27 protein-coding genes are annotated in these 25191 nt (G+C 71.3%); 6 read left to right on the top strand and 21 right to left on the bottom strand.

Annotated elements, in window-relative coordinates; genetic code table 11:
* The 4 genes from HF577_RS26910 to HF577_RS26895 form a co-directional block, all read right to left on the bottom strand.
* The coding region (locus HF577_RS26910) for a DUF1206 domain-containing protein (protein ID WP_169398757.1) at positions 1 to 366 on the bottom strand (366 nt) is incomplete at its 3' end.
* A 107-nt stretch (positions 367 to 473) separates the two neighbouring features.
* Complete coding sequence (locus tag HF577_RS26905; RefSeq protein WP_169398756.1) at positions 474 to 1178, bottom strand: DedA family protein; 705 nt, start codon at positions 1176 to 1178, stop codon at positions 474 to 476.
* A 92-nt stretch (positions 1179 to 1270) separates the two neighbouring features.
* Positions 1271 to 2539, bottom strand: coding sequence for a UDP-N-acetylglucosamine 1-carboxyvinyltransferase (murA, locus tag HF577_RS26900; RefSeq protein WP_169398755.1), 1269 nt, complete (start codon positions 2537 to 2539; stop codon positions 1271 to 1273).
* A 31-nt stretch (positions 2540 to 2570) separates the two neighbouring features.
* Positions 2571 to 3182 carry a TetR/AcrR family transcriptional regulator gene (locus tag HF577_RS26895; protein WP_169398754.1) on the bottom strand — a complete coding sequence of 204 codons (612 nt, stop codon included), beginning with the start codon at positions 3180 to 3182 and terminating at the stop codon, positions 2571 to 2573.
* Positions 3183 to 3280: 98 nt separating this feature from the next.
* On the opposite strand from HF577_RS26895, the gene HF577_RS26890 reads away from it, so the two are divergent.
* The 5 genes from HF577_RS26890 (at position 3281) to HF577_RS26870 (ending at position 8404) form a co-directional block, all read left to right on the top strand.
* On the top strand, positions 3281 to 4021 hold the full coding sequence (locus HF577_RS26890; protein WP_169398753.1) for an SDR family NAD(P)-dependent oxidoreductase: 741 nt from the start codon (positions 3281 to 3283) through the stop codon (positions 4019 to 4021).
* 96 nt (positions 4022 to 4117) lie between these two features.
* Positions 4118 to 5749 carry a sensor histidine kinase gene (locus HF577_RS38725; protein ID WP_169398752.1) on the top strand — a complete coding sequence of 544 codons (1632 nt, stop codon included), beginning with the start codon at positions 4118 to 4120 and terminating at the stop codon, positions 5747 to 5749.
* Positions 5746 to 6411: a response regulator gene (locus HF577_RS26880; RefSeq protein WP_169398751.1), complete on the top strand. Its 666-nt coding sequence runs from the start codon at positions 5746 to 5748 to the stop codon at positions 6409 to 6411. Before HF577_RS38725 ends, HF577_RS26880 begins: the two co-directional genes overlap by 4 nt.
* 83 nt (positions 6412 to 6494) lie before the next feature.
* A complete protein-coding gene (locus HF577_RS26875) occupies positions 6495 to 7742 on the top strand; it encodes an alpha/beta hydrolase family protein (protein WP_169398750.1) in 1248 nt (415 codons plus the stop codon).
* A 65-nt stretch (positions 7743 to 7807) separates the two neighbouring features.
* Positions 7808 to 8404 (top strand): cob(I)yrinic acid a,c-diamide adenosyltransferase, encoded by a 597-nt coding sequence (locus HF577_RS26870; RefSeq protein ID WP_169398749.1) that lies wholly within the window; start codon positions 7808 to 7810, stop codon positions 8402 to 8404.
* Positions 8405 to 8407: 3 nt separating this feature from the next.
* Here the strand turns inward: HF577_RS26870 and HF577_RS26865 are convergent, their stop codons facing one another.
* The 12 genes from HF577_RS26865 to HF577_RS26805 form a co-directional block, all read right to left on the bottom strand.
* On the bottom strand, positions 8408 to 8854 hold the full coding sequence (locus HF577_RS26865; protein ID WP_169398748.1) for a DUF2550 domain-containing protein: 447 nt from the start codon (positions 8852 to 8854) through the stop codon (positions 8408 to 8410).
* 20 nt (positions 8855 to 8874) lie between these two features.
* Positions 8875 to 9249 (bottom strand): F0F1 ATP synthase subunit epsilon, encoded by a 375-nt coding sequence (locus HF577_RS26860; protein WP_211174889.1) that lies wholly within the window; start codon positions 9247 to 9249, stop codon positions 8875 to 8877.
* 11 nt (positions 9250 to 9260) lie between these two features.
* Entirely contained in the window at positions 9261 to 10709 is a 1449-nt protein-coding gene (atpD, locus tag HF577_RS26855; RefSeq protein WP_169398746.1) for a F0F1 ATP synthase subunit beta, read from the bottom strand.
* Positions 10709 to 11731, bottom strand: a complete 1023-nt coding sequence (locus HF577_RS26850; protein ID WP_169398745.1) for a F0F1 ATP synthase subunit gamma — start codon at positions 11729 to 11731, stop codon at positions 10709 to 10711. The genes atpD and HF577_RS26850 overlap by 1 nt, the downstream gene beginning before the upstream one ends.
* Positions 11732 to 11743: 12 nt before the next feature.
* On the bottom strand, positions 11744 to 13402 hold the full coding sequence (gene atpA / locus HF577_RS26845) for a F0F1 ATP synthase subunit alpha (RefSeq protein WP_169398744.1): 1659 nt from the start codon (positions 13400 to 13402) through the stop codon (positions 11744 to 11746).
* A 51-nt stretch (positions 13403 to 13453) separates the two neighbouring features.
* Positions 13454 to 14284 carry a F0F1 ATP synthase subunit delta gene (locus tag HF577_RS26840; protein WP_169398743.1) on the bottom strand — a complete coding sequence of 277 codons (831 nt, stop codon included), beginning with the start codon at positions 14282 to 14284 and terminating at the stop codon, positions 13454 to 13456.
* On the bottom strand, positions 14284 to 14844 hold the full coding sequence (locus tag HF577_RS26835) for a F0F1 ATP synthase subunit B (RefSeq protein ID WP_169398742.1): 561 nt from the start codon (positions 14842 to 14844) through the stop codon (positions 14284 to 14286). The genes HF577_RS26840 and HF577_RS26835 overlap by 1 nt, the downstream gene beginning before the upstream one ends.
* 26 nt (positions 14845 to 14870) lie before the next feature.
* The gene (atpE, locus tag HF577_RS26830; protein ID WP_169398741.1) at positions 14871 to 15080 is read right to left on the bottom strand and encodes an ATP synthase F0 subunit C; all 210 of its coding nucleotides are present in this window, start codon (positions 15078 to 15080) and stop codon (positions 14871 to 14873) included.
* Between the two features lie 66 nt (positions 15081 to 15146).
* Positions 15147 to 15941 carry a F0F1 ATP synthase subunit A gene (gene atpB, locus HF577_RS26825; protein WP_312859408.1) on the bottom strand — a complete coding sequence of 265 codons (795 nt, stop codon included), beginning with the start codon at positions 15939 to 15941 and terminating at the stop codon, positions 15147 to 15149.
* Positions 15942 to 16418: 477 nt separating this feature from the next.
* Positions 16419 to 16859, bottom strand: a complete 441-nt coding sequence (locus tag HF577_RS26815) for a hypothetical protein (protein WP_169398739.1) — start codon at positions 16857 to 16859, stop codon at positions 16419 to 16421.
* The gene (locus HF577_RS26810) at positions 16856 to 18004 is read right to left on the bottom strand and encodes a glycosyltransferase family 4 protein (RefSeq protein ID WP_169398738.1); all 1149 of its coding nucleotides are present in this window, start codon (positions 18002 to 18004) and stop codon (positions 16856 to 16858) included. Before HF577_RS26810 ends, HF577_RS26815 begins: the two co-directional genes overlap by 4 nt.
* A 28-nt stretch (positions 18005 to 18032) precedes the next feature.
* Positions 18033 to 19343, bottom strand: a complete 1311-nt coding sequence (locus HF577_RS26805; protein WP_312859407.1) for a serine hydroxymethyltransferase — start codon at positions 19341 to 19343, stop codon at positions 18033 to 18035.
* 101 nt (positions 19344 to 19444) lie between these two features.
* Here HF577_RS26805 and HF577_RS26800 point away from each other — a divergent pair, with 101 nt between their 5' ends.
* Positions 19445 to 20140, top strand: a complete 696-nt coding sequence (locus HF577_RS26800) for a TetR/AcrR family transcriptional regulator (RefSeq protein WP_169398737.1) — start codon at positions 19445 to 19447, stop codon at positions 20138 to 20140.
* Between the two features lie 18 nt (positions 20141 to 20158).
* Here HF577_RS26800 and HF577_RS26795 read toward each other — a convergent pair whose 3' ends face one another.
* The 5 genes from HF577_RS26795 to rho all read right to left on the bottom strand — a co-directional run bounded on the left by HF577_RS26795 (position 20159) and on the right by rho (position 25061).
* A complete protein-coding gene (locus HF577_RS26795; RefSeq protein WP_169398736.1) occupies positions 20159 to 20806 on the bottom strand; it encodes an L-threonylcarbamoyladenylate synthase in 648 nt (215 codons plus the stop codon).
* Between the two features lie 9 nt (positions 20807 to 20815).
* Positions 20816 to 21694 (bottom strand): N5-glutamine methyltransferase family protein, encoded by an 879-nt coding sequence (locus HF577_RS26790; RefSeq protein ID WP_169398735.1) that lies wholly within the window; start codon positions 21692 to 21694, stop codon positions 20816 to 20818.
* Positions 21695 to 21782: 88 nt separating this feature from the next.
* Entirely contained in the window at positions 21783 to 22847 is a 1065-nt protein-coding gene (gene prfA, locus HF577_RS26785) for a peptide chain release factor 1 (protein WP_169398734.1), read from the bottom strand.
* A 79-nt stretch (positions 22848 to 22926) separates the two neighbouring features.
* On the bottom strand, positions 22927 to 23148 hold the full coding sequence (gene rpmE, locus HF577_RS26780; protein ID WP_169398733.1) for a 50S ribosomal protein L31: 222 nt from the start codon (positions 23146 to 23148) through the stop codon (positions 22927 to 22929).
* 128 nt (positions 23149 to 23276) lie between these two features.
* A complete protein-coding gene (gene rho / locus HF577_RS26775; protein WP_312859409.1) occupies positions 23277 to 25061 on the bottom strand; it encodes a transcription termination factor Rho in 1785 nt (594 codons plus the stop codon).
* Positions 25062 to 25191: the final 130 nt, after the last annotated feature.

The raw sequence follows: 25191 nt of genomic DNA, 5'->3' as shown, positions 1-25191 counted from the left end.
CAGCACCACGAAGACCACGGCGTTGCCCGCGCTCGTCGCGCGCTTGCGGATCTTCTTCTTGCTGTCGGACTCGTAGGCGAAGCCCCAGAGCGCCTGCGAGAGCCGCCACAGCGCCACGGCGACGAACCCGATGACGAGCACCCACAGCAGCACCTGGCCGAACGGCTGCTGCGCGAGGTCCTGGAACGCGCCGGTCTGGTCGGCGCGCTCACCGCTGTTGCCGAACGCGACCTGCAGGGCCAGCAACGCGATCAGGAGGTGGGTGACGCCGTAGGCCCCGATCCCCACCCTCACGCCGACCTTGAACGGCTGGCTGTCGGCAGCCTGCTTCGCGGACCGGTTGGCCGACTCGGCGGCACTCGTCATCGTTGATCCTCTCCGTACGTTCGGGCGCACCGTCGCACGGAGGTTCCCGCGCCGCAGCCACTGCTGCTCTGTCCCCCGAACGGGCGGCGGCGAACCGCGGTCTGCAGCTACCGGGAGCGGGTCACCGGGTACTCGCCCGGCTCGACGTCGCCGAGCACCGTCATCGGCGCCGTCATCTCTGCCGTCCGGGCGGCCTGCTCCGCACGGCGCTTCCGGACGGCCCGTACGACCAGGACGACGACCACCGCCGCGACGGCGACGCCCGTGACGGTGGGGCCGACGAGGTGGGCGGCCTGCCGCAGTGCCGCCGACGCCGCGCTCCCGAGTCCCACGTAGACCAGGCCCCAGAGCACGGCCCCCATGGCCGTGTAGCGGGCGAACCGGCGCACGGGCATCCGCAGCGTCCCTGCCAGCACGGGCACCAGCGAGTGCGCCACGGCGAGGAACCGGGAGCCCGCGATCGCCCGGCCGGTACCGCCCTGCAGCACGGCCTCCGCGCGGGCCCAGTTGGGTTCGCCGATCCAGCGGCCGGCCCGGCTGACCCGCAGCCGCGGGCCGCACCGCCGCCCGATCAGGTAGCCGCCGGTCTGCCCGACCAGGCTCGCGCCGGCGGCGACGCCCGCCAGCGCCGCGTACTCACCGGCGCTGCCCACCGTGGTGGCCGCCGCGAGCAGGACGACCTCCCCCGGCGTCACGAGGCCGATCAGCACGGTGGTCTCCAGCACCAGCAGCACGCCGACGACGGCGTAGAGCTGCCAGGCGGGCAGAGCATCGAGCATCGCGAAGAAGGAGCCGAGCCAGTCGCTGATCACCGGTCCAGAGTGGTCCGGGGGGCGCTCCACGCCCATCCGGACAACCCCTGAACACAGGGGGGGATGCCCCCCCGGGTCACCCTGGGTTCGGCTCAGCGGTCGGGTTCACGCTCGACGCGCTGGATCTCGGCGCCGAGGTCCCGCAAGTTCTCCACGAACCGCGGGTAGCCGCGGTCGATGTGCTCGATGTCCCACACCTCGGTCTGCCCGTCTGCGCACAGCGCAGCGAGCACGAGTCCCGCGCCCGCCCGGATGTCGCTGGCCCAGACCGGCGCGCTGGACAGCCGCTCGACGCCCCGCACGACCGCGTGGTGGCCGTCGGTGCGTGCGTCGGCACCGAGCCGGACCATCTCGTCGACGAACCGGAACCGCGCCTCGAACACGTTCTCCGTGATCATCGACGTGCCTTCGGCGACCGCGGACAGCGCGATCGCCATGGGCTGCAGGTCGGTGGCGAAACCGGGAAAGGGCAGCGTCACGAAGTCCACGGCCCGCGGGCGCCCGTCCATCCGGACGGTGAACTCGTCGGGGCCGATCATCGTGTCGGCGCCGGCCGTGCGCAGCTTGTCGAGGACCAGGTCGATGTGGTGCGGGTCGACACCGCGCACGGTCACCTCCCCGCGGGTCATCGCGGCGGCGAACGCCCAGGTGGCACCGACGATGCGGTCACCGATCACGCGGTGCTCGGTCGGCTGCAGGCCGGTGACACCGTGCACGGTGAGCGTGGAGGTGCCGACGCCGTCGATCTTGGCGCCCATCTGCTGCAGCATCGTGCAGAGGTCGACGATCTCCGGCTCGCGGGCGGCGTTGTCGATCACCGTGGTGCCGTCGGCCAGCACGGCTGCCATCAGGATGTTCTCTGTGGCGCCGACGCTGGGGAAGTCGAGCCAGATCTGCGCCCCGCGCAGCTCCTCGGCGTGGGCGACCACCCGGCCGTGCTCGATCTCGGTGGTGGCGCCGAGCTTGCGCAGCCCGGCCTGGTGCATGTCGAGCGGGCGGGAGCCGATGGCGTCACCGCCGGGCAGCGGCACGATCGCACGGCGGCACCGGGCCACCAGCGGCCCGAGCACGCAGACCGACGCGCGCAGCTTCGACACCGACCGGTAGTCGGCCTGGGCGCCGGGCTCCGCCGGAACGTCGATCGTGACGGTGTCGTGGTCGATGGTGACGGTGCAACCGAGACTGCGCAGCACATCCGCCATGAGCGGGACGTCGAGGATCTCCGGACAGTTCCGGATCCTCGTCGTCCCCTCGGCCAGCAACGCTGCTGCCATCAACTTCAGGACGCTGTTCTTCGCCCCCACCACGTCGACGGCGCCGACGAGCCGGGCGCCACCGTTTACCGCGAAATGCTCTGCCACGAGCATCGACGCTATCCCCTGGGGCCGGGGACTACGCGGTTGGCCGCGCCGACCGATCGAGCGCCACCATTGCCTGGTCCACCACGGTGGACAGCTCCTGGCGGGTCGCGCCGTCGCGGGCCTGGAGGGACATCCCGAACTGGACGGAGCTGACAAACGCTGCCAACGCGTCGATGTCGGCGCCAGGCGGCACGTCCCCGTCGGCCTGCCCCCTGGCCAACCGGTCGCGCACCTCCGCGGTGGAGGCCCGCCGTTGCTCGGCGAGGAAGTCACGGATCCCGGCGGTGCTGGGCGTGTACGTGGTGGCGGCCAGCACGATCATGCAGCCGCTCGGTTTCTCCGGGTCGGTGTAGGCCACCACGTTGGCGCGCAGGAGCGCCTCGATGCCCGCCACCGCCGTCGGCGCGTCGCACATGGCGCGCAGCGTCGGCTCGCCCTCACGCTCCTCGTAGAGCGCCACGGCCTCCCGGAACAGTGCCTCCTTGCTGCCGAACGCCGCGTACAGGCTGGGCGGGCGGATGCCCAGCACCGCGGTCAGGTCGCCGATGGACGTGCCCTCGTAGCCGTGCTCCCAGAACGTCTCCATCGCCCGGCGGAGCGCCTCGGCGCGGTCGAAACCGCGCGGCCGTCCTCGCTCCGTCATCGCCACCCTTTCTGTAGTGCTCCCTAAACATACCTCTTGACCCGAGCGGTGGCCATGCCCCAGACTTCTTGAGCGACCACTACAGAATGGACCCTTCGATGACCGACCTCACCGGCCGGGTGGCCCTCGTGACCGGCGGCAGCCGCGGCATCGGGGCCGCGATCGCGCTGCGGCTCGCCCGCGACGGCGCCGACGTCGCCCTCACCTACCTCACGGCACAGGAGCGCGCGACCGCGGTGGTGCGCGACATCGAGGCACTCGGCAGGCGCGGGCTCGCCGTGCGGGCCGACAGCGCCGACTCCGCCGCCGTCACGGCCGCCGTCGACCACACCGTCGAGCGGCTCGGGCGCCTCGACATCCTCGTCAACAACGCGGGGGTCTTCCCGTTCGGCCCGTTCGAGAAGGTCGACGCCGACGAGCTCGACCACACCATCGCCGTGCACGTGCGGTCCGCGTTCGTCGCCGCGCAGGCGGCGTCGCCGCACCTCGGTCCGGGCGGACGCATCATCAGCATCGGCAGCAACCTCGCCGAGCACGTGGGCCGGCCGGGCATCACCCTCTACGCGATGACGAAGTCGGCCCTCACCGGGCTCACCCGCGGGCTGGCCCGCGAGCTCGGCCCGCGCGGCATCACCGTCAACGTCGTACATCCCGGTTCCACCGACACCGACATGAACCCGGCCGGAGCTCCCGGAGCCGACGTCCAGCGCGCCGTCACGGCGCTCGGCCGGTTCCAGTCCGCCGACGACGTCGCCGCCACCGTGTCCCACCTGGCGGGCGAGGACGGGCGCACGATCACCGGCGCGGCCCTGCTCGTCGACTCCGGGGCGAACGCCTGACAGCGCCCGGAGCGGAGACGGTGCCACTCCCTGGACGGCCGCGGCAGGGTGTCGCTCGGCTCGGGCAGGGTGCTGAACGGTCGATAGCATCGGCCGGTGCGGACGCCGTCGTGGTCGCAGCTCCGGCAGGCGGCGGTGCTGTGGGGCGGCCTGCTGATCCCGCTCGTCATGGACGCGGCATCGGGGACCGGCCCACGCGTTGCCGAACTGGTCGGTGGCGCCGCGCTGCTCGCCATCCTGGTTGCCTTGTGTGACCGCGCCCCGCTGGCCGTGCTCTGCGCAGCCGTGGCGACGGCCATGACGGTCGAGGTCGTGCTCGCGCCCACGACGTTCAGCCCCGTTCGCGTCTGGCCCTTCGCCGCGGTCGCGGTGTTCGCCTGCGTCGCGGGCCGCAGGATCCCCGATGCGCAGCCGGTACCTGCAGCGCTCGCCGGGGTCGCCGTCACCGGACTGCCGGTCGCTCTGGTCGTCGGCCTCGTCGTCGATGACGGGAGCCGCGGCGGCTTCGGCCTGCTGTCCGGCGTCTACGACTGGTCCGCGCTGATGCTCGTCCTGCTGCTGGCGGTCGCGCCCGCCTGGCTACTGGGCCGCTACCGGCGGCAGCGCGCAGCGCTCGTCGCAGCCGGGTGGGAGCGTGCCGCGCTGCTGGAGCGCCAGCACAGGCTCGAGGCCGACCAGGCGCGCCTGGCGGAACGCGCTCGCATCGCTCGGGACATGCACGACTCTCTCGGCCACGAGTGGACGTTGATCGCCCTGCGGGCCGCCGCGCTGGAGGTGTCCCCGCAGCTCGACGACGACACCCGCGCCGCGGCGCGGGACCTGCGCTTCGGCGTCGCCGTCGCCACGGAGCGGCTCCGCGACGTCATCGGGGTGCTGCGGCCGGACGCCGAGGGCGACCCCGGCGAGGGTCGCACCGTCACCGCGCTGGTCGAACGCGCCGCCGCCGCCGGTATGAGGGTCCAGTGGGACGCGGAGCTCGAGCCCGTGGCCCTGCCCGTGCTGGTGCAGCGCGCCGTCCACCGCGTCGTCCAGGAGGCGCTGACCAACGCGGCGAGGCACGCTCCGGGCGCCGAGGTCACCGTCGGGGTCGAGCACGGGCAGGGTGCTACGACCGTCACCGTCACGAACGGGGTTGCCGGCACCGTCCCACCGGCAGCCCGGCCCGGTGCTCGAAGCGGACTCGTCGGCCTGCGCGAGCGCGTGCGGCTGCTCGGCGGCACGCTGCATGCAGGCCCGGCCGGGACGGGTTTCACCGTCGTCGCCGTCCTGCCGCACGACGGCGGACCGGCCGGCTCCCCGCCGGACGACCTCGGCTGTGAGTCGGCGCGAGACCTCGCGCGCGCCCGTGGGGAGGTGCGGCGCAGCGTCGCCGGCGCCGTTCGGGTTCCCGTACTGGCCGGTACCGCCGTCACCGTGCTGGCGCTCGCACTCTTCCTCCTGGTCGGCACAGCCAACCGGCTCGACCCGGCGACGTTCGAACGGTTGCCGACCGGAGCGGCCCGTGCAGCCGTCGAGGCGGAGCTGCCCCCGTTCCAGGTTCTGGGCGAACCGGGCCGCGCTCTCGCACCGCCGCCGCCGAACGGTTGGTGCCGGTACTACTGGTCGAGCGAACCGACGGACGACCGGCTGGTCTTCCGGCTGTGCTTCGAGGGCGAGCAGCTGGTGATCAAGGAGGCGGTGGAGCGCGCCGCGCTCTCCGGCTCGCCACCTGAGGAGGACGTGCCGTGATCCGGGTCGTACTGGCCGACGACGAGCCGCTCACAAGGGCCGGTATCCGGGCCGTGCTGGGCGCCGACCCGGGGATCGCAGTGGTCGCCGAGGCGTCGGACGGGCGCGAGGCACTGACGCAGGTGCAGGCGCACCGGCCGGACGTCGCGCTGCTCGACATCGTCATGCCCGGCCTGGACGGGCTGTCCGCCGGCGCGGAGATCACCCGCACCGTGCCGGCCACCGCGGTGATCATGCTCACCACCTTCTCCGAGGACGAGCACATCGCGCGTGCTCTCGGCGACGGCGCGAGCGGCTTCCTGGTCAAGTCAGGCGATCCGCTCGAGCTGCTCCGCGGCATCCGGGCCGTCGCCGCCGGTGCGGCATTCCTGTCGCCGACGGTCGCCCAGCGGGTCATCCGCCAGCTCGGCAGCGGAGGCGCAGGCCGGATGTCCAGCGCGGCGCGCGCCCGCGAGCAGGTCACGGGACTGACGTCCCGAGAGCGGGAGGTGCTCTGCCTGGTCGGAGGCGGTCTGTCGAACGCGGAGATCGGACGGCGGCTGCATGTGGCGGAGGGCACCGTGAAGGTCTTCGTGAGCGCGGTGCTGCGCGGGCTCGGGGTCCGGAACCGGGTTCAGGCCGCGATCGTCGCGTACGAGGCGGGCCTGGTCGACCGGACCTGACGCCTCGCGTCTATCACTTTCGGCACGCCCGTCCGGAGCGATCGTCGGATGATGCACGCCCAGCCGGCCGCGAACGTGGGCGCATGACACGAACGCCCCTCCGCCGGACGGCCACCGCCATCGCACTCGGCGCACTGCTGTCGGCCGGACCTGCGTGCGCATCCCCGGCGCACGAGGTCACCCCCGCGGCGAACCCGGCCCCGGCCGGGCACGTCGTCCCACTAACGCTCCCGGCGCCCACGGGCCCGCACCAGCTCGGGACCCGGGAGCTGCACCTCGTCGACCAGACCCGTCCCGACCCGTCGGGCTCAGCGGACCGGCGGCGGGAGCTCATGGTGTCGCTCTGGTACCCGGCGGCGCCGGGCGCCGGTGGTGCGGCGGCACCGCATCTCCGGCCCGGCGTGGCGGCGTTCTACGACGAGTTGGCGGCCCGCTCGCTCGGGAGTCCCCGTGGCACGGTCGACTTCGCCGGGACTCGCACCCATGCCGTCACAGACGCCCCCGTGGCGGCCGACGCCCTCGGTCTTCCCGTGCTCCTGTACTCCCCCGGCGGCGGGCAGTCGCGCGCGATGGGCACCACCTTGGTGGAGGAGCTCGCCAGCCGCGGCTACGTCGTCGTCACGATCGACCATCCGGCCAGCGGGCCCATCGCGTTCCCCGACCGCACGGAGGCACCCGGACCCCCGGCCGATCGGGCGCAGATGATGCGCGACCGGGTCCGCGACGTCGGCTTCGTCATCGACCACCTCGCCGGGATCCGCGCCGGCACCGACGCGCAACGACACGGCCTCCCCGCGGGTCTCGCGACCGCACTCGACCTGTCCCGCATCGGCATGTTCGGCCACTCGGCCGGTGGCTTCACCGCTGCCGAGGCCATGATCGCCGACGACCGGATCGACGCAGGCGCGAACCTCGACGGAAGCATGGACCCGGTCTACGGCGAGGCCGCGCGCCGGGGCAGCAGCCGCCCCTTCCTCCTGATGGGTGGTGGAACGAGCGGTGACGACGCGCGCCCCCACAACCACCTCCACAGCCCGGACTGGGCCGCCTTCTGGCAGCACTCCACGGGCTGGAAGCGGGATGTCCACCTCCCGGACGCGGAGCACATGAGCTTCACCGACCAGCAGGTGCTGCTCCCCCAGATCGACGCGGCGCTACCGCTCCTCGACGGCGCTGTCGCGACGACGATCGGAACCGTCGATCCGGAACGCAGCCTCGCCGCACAGCGCGCGTACCTCACCGCATTCTTCGACCAGCACCTCGAAGGGCGCGCCTCCGCGCTGTTCGACGGGGGCTCCCCCGAGCACCCAAACGCCCAGGTCGTGCGGTGAACCAGCGGATCACCAGCACAGCGCCTCCGCGAACACTCCACTCACCCCGCCCCTAGGCTGGCCCCATGGCCGTGCACCTGACCAGGATCTACACCAGGACCGGCGACGACGGCACCACCGCGCTCGGCGACTTCAGCCGCGTCCCCAAGACCGACGTCCGGCTCGCCGCGTACGCCGACACCGACGAGTGCAACACCGCGCTCGGCGTGGCGGTCACGGTCGGCGAACTCGCCGCCGAGCTGCTGGTGCCGCTGCGTCAGGTGCAGAACGACCTCTTCGACGTGGGTGCGGACCTGTGCACGCCGATCGTCGAGGGGGAGGGCGGGGAGACGACACAAGCCCCGCCGCTGCGCGTCACCGAGGACTACGTCGAGCGGCTGGAGGGCTGGTGCGACGAGTTCAACGAGGGGCTGGCGAAGCTCGACTCGTTCGTGCTCCCGGGTGGCACTCCCGGCGCGGCATACCTGCACGTCGCGCGCACCGTCACGCGCCGGGCCGAACGATCGGTCTGGGCTCTGCTCGAGGCCGACGCGGAGCGCACCAACCCGCTCACGGCGAAGTACCTCAACCGGCTGTCGGACCTGCTGTTCATCCTCGGCCGGGTCGCCAACCCCGCCGGTGACGTGCTCTGGCGGCCGGGCGGCCCGCAGGCGCAGCGCTGAGCGTCAGGAGGCCTGGCGGTAACCGGTGCGCCCGGGTGGCGTCGCCTCCAGCCACGACAGGAACCCGGTGAGCACCCCCGGCCCCATGGCGATCTCGACGTCCTCCCCCTGCACCCGGCAGCGCAGCACCGAGGCCGTGGGCGGCAGGAGGTAGATCTCGCCGCCGGACGGGCTGCGCCGATCGATGATCTCGAGCTGCGTCCGGTCGACGACGGCGGTGGGACCCAGCCGGAAGGACGTCAGGCGGAACCACGCGAGCTCGTTGCCCCGGTAGCGCCCGACACCGAAGTGCCATCCGGCGGAGTCGTCCTTCTTCTGGGAGTCGACAGCGGGGCGGCGGCGCAGGAAAACGTCCACGCCACCGCCCCGCATGAGTCGTACTCGCCGAAAGGCCAGGTATCCCAGGCCGAGACAGGCGATCAGGAGCAGGATTCCGACGACCAGCGCCATTGCTCCCAACGCGGCCCCAGCTACTCGGCCGCGCCGGCGGCTTTCAGCCGCGCGTTGGCGCGGGCAGCGGCAGCTGCACCCTCCGGCTCGGACGTGTCGGCACGATCCAGTGCGGCGCGGGCCCGGGACACGTCGATCTCTTCGGCCTTCTCGGCGAACTCGGCCAGCACCGTGACGTTGTCCGGTGTGATCGAGAGGAAGCCGCCGTGCACCGCGAGCGTGGTGGAGGTGCCGTCGGTGCCGTCGATGCGCACGACGCCTGCCTCCTCCAGCTGCGCGAGCGTGGGCTCGTGCCCCGGCAGCACCCCGATCTCGCCGACGGTGGTGCGGGCGAGCACGAAGCTGGCCTGACCCGACCAGATCCGCCGCTCGACCGCGACCAGCTCTACCGTCATGTCCGCCACGGTCAGCCCTCGAGCTTCTTGCGGTTCTTGTCGAGGTCCTCGAGGCCGCCGCAGAGGAAGAACGCCTGCTCGGGGACGTCGTCGAACTCGCCCTTCGCGATCTTGTCGAAGGCCTCGATGGTCTCCTTCAGCGGCACCGTGGAGCCCGGCTGCTGGGTGAACTGCTCGGCGACCAGGAGGTTCTGCGAGAGGAACCGCTCGATACGCCGCGCGCGCCCGACCAGCTGGCGGTCCTCCTCGGAGAGCTCGTCGATACCGAGGATCGCGATGATGTCCTGCAGGTCGGAGTACTTCTGCAGGATCCGCTTCACCTCGTTGGCGACCCGGAAGTGCTCCTCGCCGATGTACTGCGGGTCGAGGATCCGGGACGTCGACGTCAGCGGGTCGACCGCCGGGTAGATCCCCTTCTGGGAGATCGGGCGGGAGAGCTCCGTGGTGGCGTCGAGGTGCGCGAACGTGGTGGCGGGCGCCGGGTCGGTGTAGTCGTCCGCGGGCACGTAGATCGCCTGCATCGAGGTGATCGAGCGGCCACGGGTCGAGGTGATCCGCTCCTGCAGCTCGCCCATCTCGTCGGCCAGGGTGGGCTGGTATCCCACCGCGGACGGCATGCGGCCGAGCAGCGTGGAGACCTCGGAACCCGCCTGCGTGAACCGGAAGATGTTGTCGATGAAGAGCAGCACGTCCTGGTCCTGCTCGTCGCGGAAGTACTCCGCCATCGTCAGGGCCGAGAGGGCCACTCGCATACGCGTGCCGGGCGGCTCGTCCATCTGACCGAACACCAGCGCGGTGTTCTCGATGACACCGCTCTCGGTCATCTCCGTGATGAGGTCGTTGCCCTCACGGGTGCGCTCACCCACGCCGGCGAACACCGAGGTGCCACCGAAGTTCTGGGCGACGCGCTGGATCATCTCCTGGATGAGCACGGTCTTGCCCACGCCCGCGCCGCCGAACAGGCCGATCTTTCCGCCGACCACGTACGGGGTGAGCAGGTCCAGCACCTTGATGCCGGTCTCCAGCATCTCGGTGCGGCCCTCGAGCTTGTCGAAGGTCGGAGCCTGCCGGTGGATGCCCCACAGGTCGCCGGTGATCTCCAGGTCGGGCTTGTCCAGGCACTCCCCGAGCGCGTTGAACACGTGGCCCTTGACCTGGTCGCCGACCGGCACCGAGATCGGCCGGCCGAGGTCGGTGACCTCCTGGCCGCGGACGAGGCCGTCGGTGGGCTGCATGGAGATGGTGCGCACCAGGTTGTCGCCGAGATGCTGGGCGATCTCCAGGGTCAGCGTCTTGGCGAGGTCACCGATCGAGACCTCGACGGTGAGCGCGCTGTAGAGCTCCGGCACCTCGTTCCGCGGGAACTCGACGTCGACGACCGGACCGGTGACCCTCACTACCCGCCCGGTCCTGGCCTGTGTCGGAGCGGATGGGGCGCTGGCATCAGCGGTGGCGGTCATCAGTTCTCACTTCCTACGCTCACGAGAGCGTCGGCACCACCGACGATCTCACTGATCTCCTGGGTGATCTGTGCCTGACGGGCCTGGTTGGCCTCCAGTGTCAGGGTACGGATCAGTTCGTTCGCGTTGTCCGTTGCGGCCTTCATCGCCCGCTGGCGAGCGGCCGACTCCGACGCTGCCGACTCGAGCAGGGCCGCGAACAACCGGGCCCCGACGTACTTGGGCAGCAGTGCATCGAACAGCGTCTCGGCGTCCGGCTCGAACTCGTACAGGGAGCGGACTTCGGAAGCGGCCTGGCTCGCCGTCTCCTCCGCGGAGCGTCCGACGTTCTCGCCCTCGGAGATCCGCTCGGTCTCGCTCCCCGCGTACTCGACCTCCATGGGCGCCATCCGCCGCGCCTGCGGCGTCTGGGTGACCATGTTCTGGAACTGCGTGTACACGAGGTGCAGCTCGTCGACGGGCTGCACGCGGTCCGTGTCCCGTTCGCCGTCGGTGCCCTCGGCACCCTGCTCACCGTCGGAGTCGTTCACGCCGGCCATGAAGGACGCGACGAGCGTGCGGGCCACCTCCGCAGCGTCGGCGTAGCTCGGCTGCTCGGAGAACCCCGTCCAGGACGCCTCGACCTTGCGGCGGCGGAACCGGAAGTAGTTCACGCCCTTGCGACCGATGACGTAGAGCACCGGCTCCTTGCCCTGCTCACGGAGCAACGACTGCAGCTGCTCCGCCTCCTTGAGCACGTTGGCGTTGTAGCCGCCTGCCTGGCCACGGTCGCTGGTGACCACCAGCACCGCGGCGCGGGTGGCGTTCTCCCGCTCGACCAGCAGCGGATGGTCCAGCGCCGAGTTGTTGGCCAGCTCGGTGAGGACCGCCGTCATCTGCTCGGCGTAGGGCTTGGCCTCGTCGACCCGGGCACGGGCCTTCGCGATCCGGGAGGTCGCGATCAGCTCCATCGCCCGAGTGATCTTCTTGATGGACTGCGTCGACCGGATCCGCCGCCGCAGCACGCGAATCTGTGCCGCCATTGATCTACTCGCCTACTCTGAGGAGCTGCCGGCCGGAGCAGGCTTGTTGACCTTGACCTTCTCGCGGTCGACATCTTCCTCGTCGAGCGCCTCGGCCTGGGCTTCCTTCGGCACCACCGACGACCCGTCGGACGCGGTGAAGTTCTCCTTGAACTCCTTCACGACGCCGGCGATGCGGTCGGCCAGCTCGTCGGACAGCTTGCCGGTGTCGCGGATCTCGCCGAGGATGCCCTCCTGGTTGCGCCGCACGTGGTCGAGGAACTCCGACTCGAAGCGGCGGATGTCGCCCACCGGCACCGAGTCGAGGTGACCACGGGTGCCGAGGAAGATCGAGACGACCTGCTCCTCGACCGGCTGCGGCTGGTACTGCCCCTGCTTGAGCAGCTCCACCAGCCGGCCACCGCGCCCGAGCGCAGCGGCCGAGGCGGCGTCGAGGTCGGAACCGAACGCGGCGAACGCCTCCAGCTCGCGGTACTGCGACAGGTCGAGGCGCAGCGATCCGGAGACCGTCTTCATCGCCTTGATCTGGGCGTCACCACCGACCCGGGAGACCGAGATACCGACGTTGATCGCCGGCCGGACGCCCTGGTTGAACAGGTCCGACTCGAGGAACACCTGGCCGTCGGTGATCGAGATGACGTTGGTGGGGATGTAGGCCGAGACGTCGTTGGCCTTCGTCTCGATGATCGGCAGGCCCGTCATCGACCCCGCGCCGAGCTCGTCGGACAGCTTCGCGCAGCGCTCCAGCAGCCGGGAGTGCAAGTAGAAGACGTCGCCCGGGTAGGCCTCGCGGCCCGGCGGGCGGCGCAGCAGCAGCGAGATCGCGCGGTAGGCCTCGGCCTGCTTCGACAGGTCGTCGAAGACGATCAGGACGTGGTTGCCCTGGTACATCCAGTGCTGGCCCAGCGCCGAACCGGTGTAGGGCGCCAGCCACTTGAATCCGGCGGGGTCGTTGGCCGGGGACGCGACGATCGTCGTGTACTCCAGCGCGCCCGCGTCCTCCAGCGACTGCCGGATACCGGCGATCGTGGAGCCCTTCTGCCCGATCGCGACGTAGATGCAGCGCACCTGCTGCTTCGGGTCGCCGCTGGCCCAGTTCTGCTTCTGGTTGATGATCGTGTCGACGCAGACCGCGGTCTTGCCGGTCTTGCGGTCACCGATGATCAGCTGGCGCTGGCCGCGGCCGATCGGCGTCATGGCGTCGATGGCCTTGATGCCGGTCTGCAGCGGCTCGCTGACGCCCTGGCGCTGCATCACGGACGCGGCCTGCAGCTCGAGCACACGCTGCGTCTCGGCCTCGATGTCACCGAGCCCGTCCAGCGGGTTGCCCAGGGGGTCGATGACCCGGCCGAGGAAGTTGTCCCCGACCGGCACGGAGAGGATGTTGCCGGTGCGCTTGACCGGCTGGCCCTCCTCGATGTGGGCGTAGTCGCCCAGGATCACCGCACCGATCTCGTGGACGTCGAGGTTCAGGGCGACACCCAGCACGCCACCGGGGAACTCGAGGAGTTCGTTGGTCATCGCCGAAGGCAGGCCCTCGACGTGGGCGATGCCGTCGCCGGTGTCGGAGACGTGTCCCACCTCTTCGCGGGAGGTCTCCGTCTCCAGCGAGGAGACGTAGCTGGAGATCGCACTCCGGATCTCCTCGGAGGAGATCGTCAGCTCTGTCATGGCTGTCGTCTGTTCCTTCTTTTCGGTCGGTTAAACGTCTCTGGGCGGGGGTCAGCTCGGCAGTGTGCGCCGCGCGGCGGCCAGCTTGCCCGCGACGCTGCCGTCGATGACCTCGCCGCCGACCTGCACGACCAGTCCGCCCAGCAGGCGCTCGTCCAGCTCGACCTGCAGGGAGATCGGCCGTCCGTAGAGCCGACCCAACGAGTCGGTGAGCTTCTGTTCCTGCACCTGCGTGAGCGCAATCGGTGTGGTGACCCGCGCGACCGACCGGTCCCGGCGCTCCGCCGCCATCTCCGCCAGCTCTTCGGCCACGACGTCCAGGTGCCTGCTGCGGGGCAGCCGCACGGTCTGACGCAGCAGTGAGGCGGCGACCGGGGAGACCCGCTTGCCGATCACCTGGTCGAGCAGCGTGATGCGGCCGTCGGCCGGCGTGCTCGCGTCGGAGAGCAGCGTGTTCAGCTCGGGCTCGCGGTCGAGGATCCGACCGAACCGGAACAGCTCGTCCTCGACGTCGTCGAGCTTGCCGTTCTTCTCGGCCACGGCGAGCGTGGCCTGGCGGGCGAGCGTCTCCGTGGCGCCGACCAGGTCGGACGCCTGTGACCAGCGGGAGGTCACCAGCAGCTTCACGAAGTCCAGTGCGGACTCCGACAGCTGCCCGCCGAGCACCTGCTCGGCGAGCCCCGCGCGTGCCGACTCCGGTGTGGAGGGGTCGGCGAGGATGCGCCGCAGTGCCCTCTCCCCGGCGACGAGCCGCGTGAACGCGAACAGCTCGTCGCCCAGGGTGGTGAGCGCGCGGGCGTCGGCGCTGTCCACGTAGGCGTTCAGCCGGCCGAGGGCCGCAGCCATCGCCTCCCGGCTGGCCGCCTGCAGGACGGTGGCCATCAGCTCGCCCCGCTCGCCGGGGTGGCCTCACGGCGCTCCGCGAGACCGTCGAGCTCGGACAGGAACGCGTCGACGGTGGACGAGCGGCGCGCGTCGTCGGCGAGCGAGTCGCCGATGATGCGCTCGGCCAGCTGCACGGACAGCCCGCCGATCTCCCCACGGAGCTGGCGCACCACCTGCTCCCGCTGCGCGGCGATCTGCTCCTCGCCCCGCTGGCGGATGCGAGCGGCCTCCTCCTCGGCCTGGGCCCGCAGCTCGGCCTTGATCTGCTGGCCCTCGGCACGAGCGTCGTCGCGGATGCGAGCGGCCTCGGCGCGCAGCCCGGCGAGCTGCTCCTCGTACTGCCGCTTGAGGTCGTCGGCCTGCTGCTGAGCCTCCTCGGCCCGCTTCAGCCCACCCTCGATCTTGTCCTTGCGGTCGGCGTAGACCCGCTCGAACTGCGGGAAGGCCGTGCGCCGCAGGAGCAGGTACAGCAAGCCGAACGCGATCAGGCCGACGATGATCTCGACGGGATGCGGAGTGAGGGGGTTCAACTCCTCGGCCGCAATGATGTGAGTCATGGGGTTACCTCCGCTACCCGGCTCGATCACTGAAGAGCGAACGCGAGCACCAGGCCCAGGATGGCCAGCGCCTCGGAGAGCGCGAAGCCGATGAACGCGATGCCCTGCAGCTGTCCGCGTGCCTCCGGCTGACGGGCAACGCCGTTGATGAAGGCAGCGAAGACGATGCCGACGCCGATACCCGGGCCGATGGCGGACAGGCCGTACCCGATGACGTTCAGGTTACCGGTGACCATTGCACTTTCCTTTCGTCCGGTCCGCGGTACGTCCCGCGGACCCGTCAGTTCGTGGGGCGGGGCGACCTAGTGGTCGTCGGCGAGCACGGCGCCGATGTAGGAGGCGGTGAGGATGGTGAAGATGTAGGCCTGCACCACCTGCACAAAGGCTTCGAAGAACGTGAAGACGATGCCGAGCCCGAAGGCCGCCGGGGAGAGAACCGCGAGGAACACCGACTGCGAGTGCAGCAGCATGTACTCGCCGCCGAGGATGAACACCAGCAGCAGCAGGTGGCCGGCGAACATGTTGCCGAACAGTCGCAGCGACAGCGTGACCGGACGCAGCAGGATGTTGGACAGGAACTCGATCGGCGTGAGCACGATCCGCACCCACCACGGCACGTCCGGTGGCCAGGTCGAGACCCGCATGTACCCGACGAAGCCGTGCTTGCGGAGGCCGATGAAGTTGTACATCAGCCACACGATGCCGGCGAGGGCGTAGGGCATACCCGGGTGCGCGAACGTGGGGAACTGGATGAACGGAACGATCCCGAACAGGTTGTTCACCAGGATGAAGGCGAACAGCGTGGTGAGGAACGGGACGTACTTGAGGAACTCCGGCCCGATGTTGTCGCGAGCGATGCTGTTCCGCACGATGCCGTGCAAGGACTCGCCGAGGAACTGCGATTTGCTCGGCACCAGCTGCGGACGCCGCGCGGTGTAGGCGAAGAACGCGTACACGATGATCGCCGCGAGCACGAGCTCCAGCACCGGCTTCGTCACAGGACCGAAGATCGGAGGCAGCTGGAAGTCGGCAACACCCGGTGACTCGAAGCCCGGATTAGGGCCCGGGGGTGGTGGGGCGGTGGCCAGGATGGTCACCCAATGCTCCTTCCGGTTCCGTCGACCGGGCGGTCCGGGTCGGCAGAATCGTGACGATCAGGACTTAACGTACCTGATGTAGATCAAGTACATCGAGGCCGCCCCGCCGAACAGCAAACCGACCGGCGTGAACACTCGTGTACCCAGCAGTGCGTCCAGCCCCCACCCGATCCCTCCGAAGAGGAGGAAACCGGACAGCAGGTAGGACAGAGCGGTCCACGCGTCGCCCGGGGGTGGCGGTTCAGTGCCGCCCCCACGCGACTGGCCCGGCTCCATTGCAGTGGACCATATCAGGAGTGTTAGCGCCGGTTTACCAGGGATGACCTCGACGGACGACCGTTCGTCGCAGCCAGCCCTACTCCGGTGTCCCGGAAGCGACGCCAACATGGCTCTATCGCGTGTAGAACCTTAACGATGAGTGACCTGCACCTCAGAGAGATGCTCGTCACACCATCGTGTCACCCGGTCCGGTGACGGTCAGAGATCCACCGCGGGGATGCGGGTGCGCACGAAGCCGATCACCTCACCGGCGATCCACGCCGCCGTCACGGCGAGCATCGTGAACGCGAACGACTGGTTGTCGAACAGCGTGGTACCCCGGAAGAGCAGCAGGAACACCAGGAGGAACGCGATCTTCCCGGTGAACGCGGTCATCGCCCCGATCATCACCCCGGCAGGCGTGGCCCTGGCCGTCTTCGCCATCACGAACGTGCCGAGCCAGCCCAGCGCAATGGCGATCACGCTCCCGACCGCCGCGCCGATCGCCCCCGGCGTGCCGCGCAGCACCAACGCGACGACGATCGCCACCACGGCGACGACCACCGAGAGGATCGCGGCGGCGCGCTGCATGGCGGCAGCCAGCTTGAGCACCGAGGCGACGTGCGGAGCGTCCTTGACCGGGGGGTCCGGGTCTGTCATCTGGCCCTCACTCTCGGGATGGCGGTGGCGAGCACGGCCACGACGAGGCCGATCCCCACCGCCCACAACACGATGGACGGGTCGTCGATCAGCGCCAGCGCCACCGCGCCGAACGCCAGCACACCGGCCCACAGGTAGATCAGCAGAACCGCACGCCGCTGGCTGTGGCCGATCTCGAGCAGCCGGTGATGCAGGTGCATCTTGTCGGGCGAGAACGGGCTCATGCCCTTGCGGGTGCGCCGGACCACGGCCATCAGCAGGTCCAGCAGCGGGACGAACACCACCGCGGCGAGCACCAGGAGCGGCGCGAACAGGGCCAGCACGTCGCTGCCGTCGGCGCCGATGATCGAGATCTTCCCCGACGCGCTCGTGGTGGCGGCGGCGAGCAGCAGGCCGATGAGCATCGACCCCGAGTCGCCCATGAAGATGCGGGCCGGGTTGAAGTTGTGGGGCAGGAAGCCGAGGCACGCGCCGCCGAGCACGGCGGCGATGAGAGCGGGCGAGTACGCCGACGGGTCGTTGCCCACCCGCTGCACCAGCCCGATCGCGAACAGGCCCGTGGCGGCCGCGGCGATCAGGCCGATGCCGGCCGCCAGCCCGTCGAGGCCGTCGACGAAGTTCATCGCGTTCACCAGCGCCACCGTGACCAGCACGGTGAGCACCACGCCCTGCTCCTGGCCGAGGATCAGCAGCGACCCGGAGATCCCCGTGCCCCCGCCGCCCCACGGGACGTAGAACACCGTCCACTGCACGCCGAAGATCACCAGGATGCCGGCCGCGGTGGTCTGGCCGGCGAACTTCGTGAGCGCGTCGAGCTCGTACCGGTCGTCGAGTGCGCCGACAGCGGCCAACAGGACCGCGGCGCCGAACACCCCGAGCATCTCGTAGGCGTTGTTGTCGAACGCCAGCCGCAGCGCGGGCAGCTGGTAGGCCATCCCGACCCCGGCCAGCACGCCGCCGAGCATCGCCAGCCCACCCCACCGGGGCGTCGGCGTCACGTGCACGTCGCGGCCGCGGGGCCAGGCCACGGCGCCGAGACGCAGCGCCAGCACCCGTACCGGGCCCACGAGCAGGAACGTGACCACTGCCGCCGTCAGTCCCGTGAGCAGGTACTCCCGGATGGGTAGGACGAACGTGGGGACCACGACGATCTTCTCGGTCAGCCGGTGCGGATCAGGGCCGCGGGTACGCGGGAGCGCGGGCCACCAACGTCGACACGGCCTCGGCGACGTCGGCGAGCTCGGCGTCGCCCGCCGGGGTGCCGTGCTCGGCCCGCACCGCCCTGCCCAGCAGGGTGGCGACCTCGGCCATGTCGGACTCGACCATTCCCTGGGTGGTGACGCTCGGCGACCCCACGCGCAGACCCGACGGCTTCAGCGGCGGGGCCGGGTCGTAGGGGATGGCGTTCTTGTTGAGCGTGATGCGCGCGGCGTCGCAGCGCGTCTCGGCCTGGTCACCCGTGACACCGATGGGCCGCAGGTCGACGAGCGCGAGGTGGGTGTCGGTGCCGCCGGACACGGCCCGCATGCCCTCGGCCTCCAGGCCCTTGGCCAGCGCCTGCGCGTTGGCGATCACCTGCGCGGCGTAGGCCTGGTACTCCGGCGCTGCGGCTTCCTTCATCGCCACCGCCTTGGCGGCGACGGCGTGCATGAGCGGGCCGCCCTGCGAGAACGGGAACACGGCCTTGTCGATGGCCTTCGCGTGCTCGGCGCGGGCGAGGATCATGCCGCCGCGCGGACCGCGCAGCACCTTGTGCGTGGTGGCCGTGACGACGTCGGCGAACGGCACCGGCGACGGGATCGCCTTTCCGGCCACCAGGCCGATGAAGTGTGCGGCGTCGACCACGAGCTTGGCGCCGACCTCGTCGGCGATTTCCCGGAAGGCGGCGAAGTCGATCAGCCGCGGGTACGCGGTGGCGCCGGCGATGATCATCTTGGGCTGGTGCTCGCGGGCCAGGTCGCGCACCTGGTCGTAGTCGATCAGCTCCGAGTCCTGGCGCACGGTGTAGGACACCGCGTTGAACCACTTGCCGGAGAAGCTGACCTTGCTGCCGTGGGTGAGGTGGCCACCCTGCTTGAGGTCCATCGCGAGCACGGTGTCGCCGGGCTGGGTGAAGGCGGCGTACACCGCGAAGTTGGCCGACGCGCCGGAGTGCGGCTGGAGGTTGACGTGTTCCGCGCCGAAGAGCTCCTTCGTGCGGGCGTTGCCGATCTCCTCCGCGCGGTCGACGACCTCGCAGCCGCCGTAGTAGCGGCGTCCCGGGTAGCCCTCGGCGTACTTGTTCGACAGCGTCGAACCGAGGGCGGCGAGCACCGCGGGGCTGGTGAGGTTCTCGCTGGCGATGAGCTGCAGCCCGCCGCGCAACCTGGCCAGCTCGTCGAGCACCACGCCCGCGATCTCGGGATCCTGGTGCTGCAGCGCGCCGAAGTCCGGACCCCAGAACGGGGTGTGCTGCTCACGGCTCTGCTCGATGGACTCGCTCACGCTGGACAACGGTACCCGGGCCGGGCGATTCCCCGGTCAGGGCACCAAGAGCACTGCTCGCTATTGTTGCCGATGCTCTGGTTTCGTGTCAGACTTCCGCGATGACCGCCGCCGGTACCCGCGCCCGCGTGCGCGCCGAACTGACCCGCGAGATCGCCGATGTCGCCCGCAGGCACCTCGCGTCCGACGGCGCCGCCGCGCTCTCGCTACGAGCCGTGGCCCGGGAGCTCGGGATGGCGTCCTCCGCCGTGTACCGGTACTTCCCGAGCCGCGACGACCTGCTCACCACTTTGATCGTCGACGCCTACGACGCTCTCGGAGCCGCCGCCGAGCAGGCCGAGTCCGCGGTGGCCCGCACCGACCTCCGGGCGCGCTGGCGGGCCGTCTGCTCAGCCACCCGGACGTGGGCCGTGGCCCATCCGCACGAGTACGCCCTGATCTACGGCTCGCCCGTGCCGGGTTACGCGGCACCGGACACCACCACCGGGCCGGCAGCGCGCGTCGGGGAGGCACTCAGCCGGCTGATCGCCGACGGCGTCGCGGCCGGGACCGTCGATCCCGCCGCCGACGCCACGGGAGCCGACACCGCCCTGGCCGCCGGTCTCGCCGTGCGCGTCGGGCTGCCCGCTGACGACCCGGGCTCGTCGCTGGCCGCGCGCACGGTCCTGGCCTGGACCACGCTCTTCGGGATGATCAGCTTCGAGCTCTTCGGCCACACCCACAATGTGGTGGCCGACAACGGGCGCTACTTCGACGACGCCGTGGAGCGCCTGGCCACGATGGTCGGCCTGCCGTAGGGCCGAGGCCGATCCGCGCTACACCGTGAGGACCTCACGGCCCAGCACCTCGGCCACCGCCGCCGTGCTCACCGCGCCCTCGCGCAGCACCCGGGGCTGGTCACCGGTGAGGTCGACCACCGTGGACGCGATCGGCTCGCCGGAGGGACCGCCGTCCAGGTAGACGGCCACGGAGTCGCCGAGCTGGGCGTGCGCCTCGGCTGCCGACGCGGCGGGCGGCGACCCCGAGACGTTCGCGCTGGACACCGCCATCGGCCCCACGTCGCGCAACAGCTCCAGCGCGACGGGGTGCAGCGGCATCCGCAGCATCACCGTGCCCTTGGTGGATCCCAGGTCCCAGTCCAGGGACGGCGCGTGCGGGAGCACCAGCGACAGCCCACCTGGCCAGAACGCCTCGATCAGGTCGCGCGCGGTCTTCGGCACCCCCAGCACCAGGCCGTCGATCGTGGACCAGGAGCCGACGAGCACCGGCACGGGCATGTCCGGACCGCGCCGCTTCGCCGCCAGCAGGCCGTGGACCGCGGTGCTGCTGAACGCGTCGCAGCCGATCCCGTAGACGGTGTCGGTGGGCAGTACGACCAGTCGCCCGGCCCGTACGGTGCGGGCCGCGGCGGCGAGTCCCTCGACCCGGGCGTCCGGATCGCTGCAGTCGTAGGTGAAGGCCACAGCAGAAGCCTACGAGGGAGCGGTGTCCCGGCGCCGGGCGGTGGCGAACCGGGGACGGCCGGCGAGGTCGAAATGCTCCTCGACGTCGGTGAGGACGCGCCGGCGGCGCAGCAGCGCCGGCACCACCTCGCCGTGGGTGTCGTCGTGCTCGATGCCGAGGGAGCCGCCGTAGCGCAGCAGCCCGGCCGAGGCGGCGATGACCGCCCGGATGATCTCCAGGCCGTCCGGACCGCCGTACACGGCGTCGGGCGGGTCCCAGCCGACGACCTCCGGGGGCAGCGGCGTGCCGTCGGGGACGTAGGGCGGGTTGCAGAGCACCAGGTCGACGTGCGACTCGAGCTCGAGGAGCAGGTCGGTCCACCGGACGTCGGCCGCGTGCAGCGTGACCGGCGTGCCACCGGCGGAGACGTGGTCGGAGATGTTGCGCTGCGCCCACGTCAGCGCGACGGAGTCGACCTCGACGGCGTGCACCACCGCGTCCGGCCGGCTCACCGCCACCCCGAGCGCGAGGGCCGCCGAGCCCGTGCACAGGTCCACCACCAGCGGCGACGGGATGTCGGCGATCGCGTGCAGACCCCATTCGAGCAGCAGTTCCGTCTCCGGGCGCGGGGTGAACACCCCTGGTCCGACGGCGACGGTGACCGGGCCGAGCACGGCGGTGCCGAGCAGGTGCTGCAGGGGCTCGCGGGCGGCGCGCCGCTCCACCAGGTGGCGCAACGCGTCGACCACGGGTGGGTCCACCAGCGGCTGGAGCATCAACCGGCCCCGCTCGACCCCGACGACGTGGGCGGCGAGCAGTTCGGCGTCGACCCGCGGCGAGCCGATGCCCGCGGCCGCGAGCGTGCGCTCCGCCTCGAGGATCGCCAACCGCAGCGGCTGCCGGCTCACGCCGCGCCCCCTCCCCCCAGGTTCAGGAAAGCCACTTTGCTGCCCCGAGAGGGCCTGAAAGTGGCTTTCCTGAACTTCCGGAGGCCGTTCACGCGCCCACCGTCTCCGCGCGCTCGGCGGTGGCGAGCGCGGCCAGGAGGTCGTCGAGGTCGCCGTCGAGGACGGCGGGGAGGTTGTGGGCCTTGTAGCCGACGCGGTGGTCGGAGATGCGGCTCTCCGGGTAGTTGTAGGTGCGGATCCGCTCGCTGCGGTCGACCGTGCGGACTTGCGAGCGCCGGTCGGCCGAGGCCTGCGCCGCCGCCTCCGCCTCGGCGAGTGCCTGCAGCCGCGACCGCAGCACCTCCATCGCCCTGGCCCGGTTCTGCAGCTGGGACCGCTCGTTCTGGCAGCTCACGACGATGCCGGTGGGCAGGTGCGTGATCCGCACCGCGGAGTCGGTGGTGTTGACGCTCTGCCCGCCGTGGCCCGACGAGCGGAACACGTCGACCCGCAGGTCGTTCTCGTCGACCTCGACCGCTGCGTCCTCACCGGTGTCGGGGTACACCAGCACCCCCGCGGCGGAGGTGTGCACGCGGCCCTGCGACTCGGTGACCGGAACGCGCTGCACACGGTGGACGCCGCCCTCGAACTTCAGCGCCGCCCACACCCCGTCGGCCGCCGGCGTGCGCGAACGCACCGACAGCGTGATGTCCTTGTAGCCGCCGAGGTCCGACGGCACGGCATCGAGGACCTCGGTGGTCCAGCCCCGGCGCTCGGCGTACCGCAGGTACATCCGCACGAGGTCGCCAGCGAACAGCGCGGACTCCTCGCCGCCCTCACCGGACTTGACCTCGAGCACGACGTCGTCGCCGTCGTGCGGATCCCGCGGCACGAGCAGCTCGGCGAGACGCCGTTCCAGCGCGGGGAGCCGTTCGGCCAGTGCGGCGGCCTCCGCGGCGAAGCTCGGGTCCTCCGCGGCCAGCTCACGGGCCGCGGCCTCGTCCTCGCGCGCGGCGGCCAGCTCGCGAGCAGCGGCCACGATCGGCCCGATCTGGGAGTAACGGCGGCCGAGCTTGCGCGCGGTGGCCGCGTCGGCGTGGATCTCGGGATCGGCGAGGCGCAGCTCCAGCTCGGCGTGCTCGGCGAGCACGGCCTCCACCGCTGGTGCACTCATCGCATTTCCTCGCTGCTCCTCGGGCCGTCCCGGACATGCGGACGGCGCCCACCGCTTTCGGTGGGCGCCGTCGACGAAGCTAGGAGTTCTTGCCGGCCCGCTTGCCGTAGCGCGCCTCGAACCGGGCGACGCGACCGCCGGAGTCGAGAATGCGCTGCTTGCCGGTGTAGAACGGGTGGCAGGCCGAGCAGGTCTCGACGGTCATCGTGCCGCTGGTCTTGGTGCTGCGGGTGGTGAACTGGTTGCCGCAACCGCAGGTGACCTGGGTCTCGACGTATTCGGGGTGGATACCGGAGCGCACGGTGGGTTCCTCTCGATGTGGCGCCGGGTCCTCGCAACCGCGAGGTGAACCGGAACCGGAGCGTGTCAGTTGATTCAACCACTCGGGCCGCCCGCGGATTCCCACGGGCGGCCCGAGTGGTCGGTCTTTCAGTCGTCCGAGCCGGGAGTGCTCTTCGCGACCTGCATCAGGAACTCGATGTTGGTGCGCGTCTTGCGGAGCTGGGTGAGCACCAGGTCGAGCGCCTGCTGGTCGTCCAGCGCGGAGAGCACCCTGCGGAGCTTGACGGTGACCGCCAGCTCGTCGGGCGAGAGCAGCAGCTCCTCCTTGCGGGTGCCGGACGCGTCGATGTCGATGGCGGGGAACACCCGCTTGTCGGCGATCCGGCGGTCCAGCTTGAGCTCGGCGTTGCCGGTGCCCTTGAACTCCTCGAAGATCACCGTGTCCATCGTGGACCCGGTCTCGACGAGCGCCGTGGCGAAGATCGTCAGCGAGCCGCCGTCCTCGATGTTGCGGGCCGCGCCGAGGAAGCGCTTCGGCGGGTAGAGCGCCGTGGAGTCGACACCACCCGACAGGATCCGGCCCGACGCGGGCGCGGCCAGGTTGTAGGCCCGGCCGAGGCGGGTGATCGAGTCGAGGAGCACGACCACGTCGTGTCCCATCTCGACCAGGCGCTTGGCCCGCTCGATCGCCAGCTCGGCGACCGTGGTGTGGTCCGACGGCGGACGGTCGAACGTCGACGCGATGACCTCACCCTTCACCGACCGCTGCATGTCGGTGACCTCCTCCGGCCGCTCGTCCACGAGGACGACCATGAGGTGGCATTCCGGGTTGTTGGTGGTGATCGCGTTGGCGATCGACTGCATGATCATGGTCTTGCCGGCCTTGGGGGGCGAGACGATCAGCGCACGCTGGCCCTTGCCGATCGGCATGACCAGGTCGATCACGCGCGGGGTGAGCTTCGACGGCTCGGTCTCCAGGCGCAGCCGCTCGTTCGGGTACAGCGGCGTGAGCTTGGTGAACTCCGGGCGGTTGCGGGAGTTCTCCGGGTCCTGCCCGTTGATCGAGTCGACGCGCACCAGCGGGTTGAACTTCTGCCGTGACTGCTCGCCCTCGCGGGGCTCGCGCACGGCACCGGTGATCGCGTCGCCGCGGCGCAGCCCGTACTTGCGGACCATCGACAGCGACACGTAGACGTCGGTGGGGCCGGACAGGTAGCCGGTGGTGCGGACGAACGCGTAGTTGTCCAGCACGTCGATGATGCCGGCGACAGGCAGCAGCACGTCGCCGTCGCGCACCTCAGTGTCGACGTTGCCCTGGCCACCACCCTGGCCACCGGCGGGACGCTCGCGGTCGCGGCCCCGGCGGCGGTCCCGGAAGCGACGGCCACGACGGCCGCGGCCGTCGCCCTCGTCGTCATCGTCGTCGGGCCGGTTGTCGCGAGGACCGCGGTTGTCGGCCCGGTTGTCGGGCCGGTTGTCGGGACGGCCACCCGACCGGTTGCCGTCCTGGCGGTTGTCGGGACGGTTGTCCGTCCGGTCGTTGCGCTCGGCCCTGTTGTCGGCCCGGTCGTTGCGCTCGGTCCGGTTGTCGCCGCGGTCGTTGCGCTCGGCACGGTCGTTGCGGCTCTCGCCGCGGTCGCCGCGCTCGGGACGTGTGTCGCCGTTGCGGTTGTCGGCGCGGTCGTCGCGACCCTCGCCGCGGGTACGACCCCGCTGCCGGTCCTCCGAGGGGCTCTCGCCCGCTCCGGAGTCGGTGGCGGTGTCCGGGGACGACTGCTCGCCACGGTTCCGGCGGCTCTGCCGCGTGCGGCGGCTGCCCTGCTCGGGCTCGGCGTCGGGCGCCGGTGCCTCGGGCGCGCTGCTCGGGGCGGGCGCGGACTCGACGGCAGGCGCGACCCCGTTGGTGGGGGCCGTGTCGACCGGCGGAGCCACCTCGGGGGCCGACGAGCCGTTCACCTCGGGCCTGCTGCTCGGCGCGGGCGTCTCCACAGCGGTGGTGACGTCGGGCGCACCCGCCGGACGCGACGCGGTGCGGCGACGTCGCGTGGGCGTGGTGGGAGCG

This window comes from Pseudonocardia xinjiangensis, assembly GCF_012911925.1.
Taxonomy (GTDB): Bacteria; Actinomycetota; Actinomycetes; order Mycobacteriales; family Pseudonocardiaceae; genus Pseudonocardia; species Pseudonocardia xinjiangensis.
This window is presented reverse-complemented; position numbering and strand designations above follow the sequence as displayed.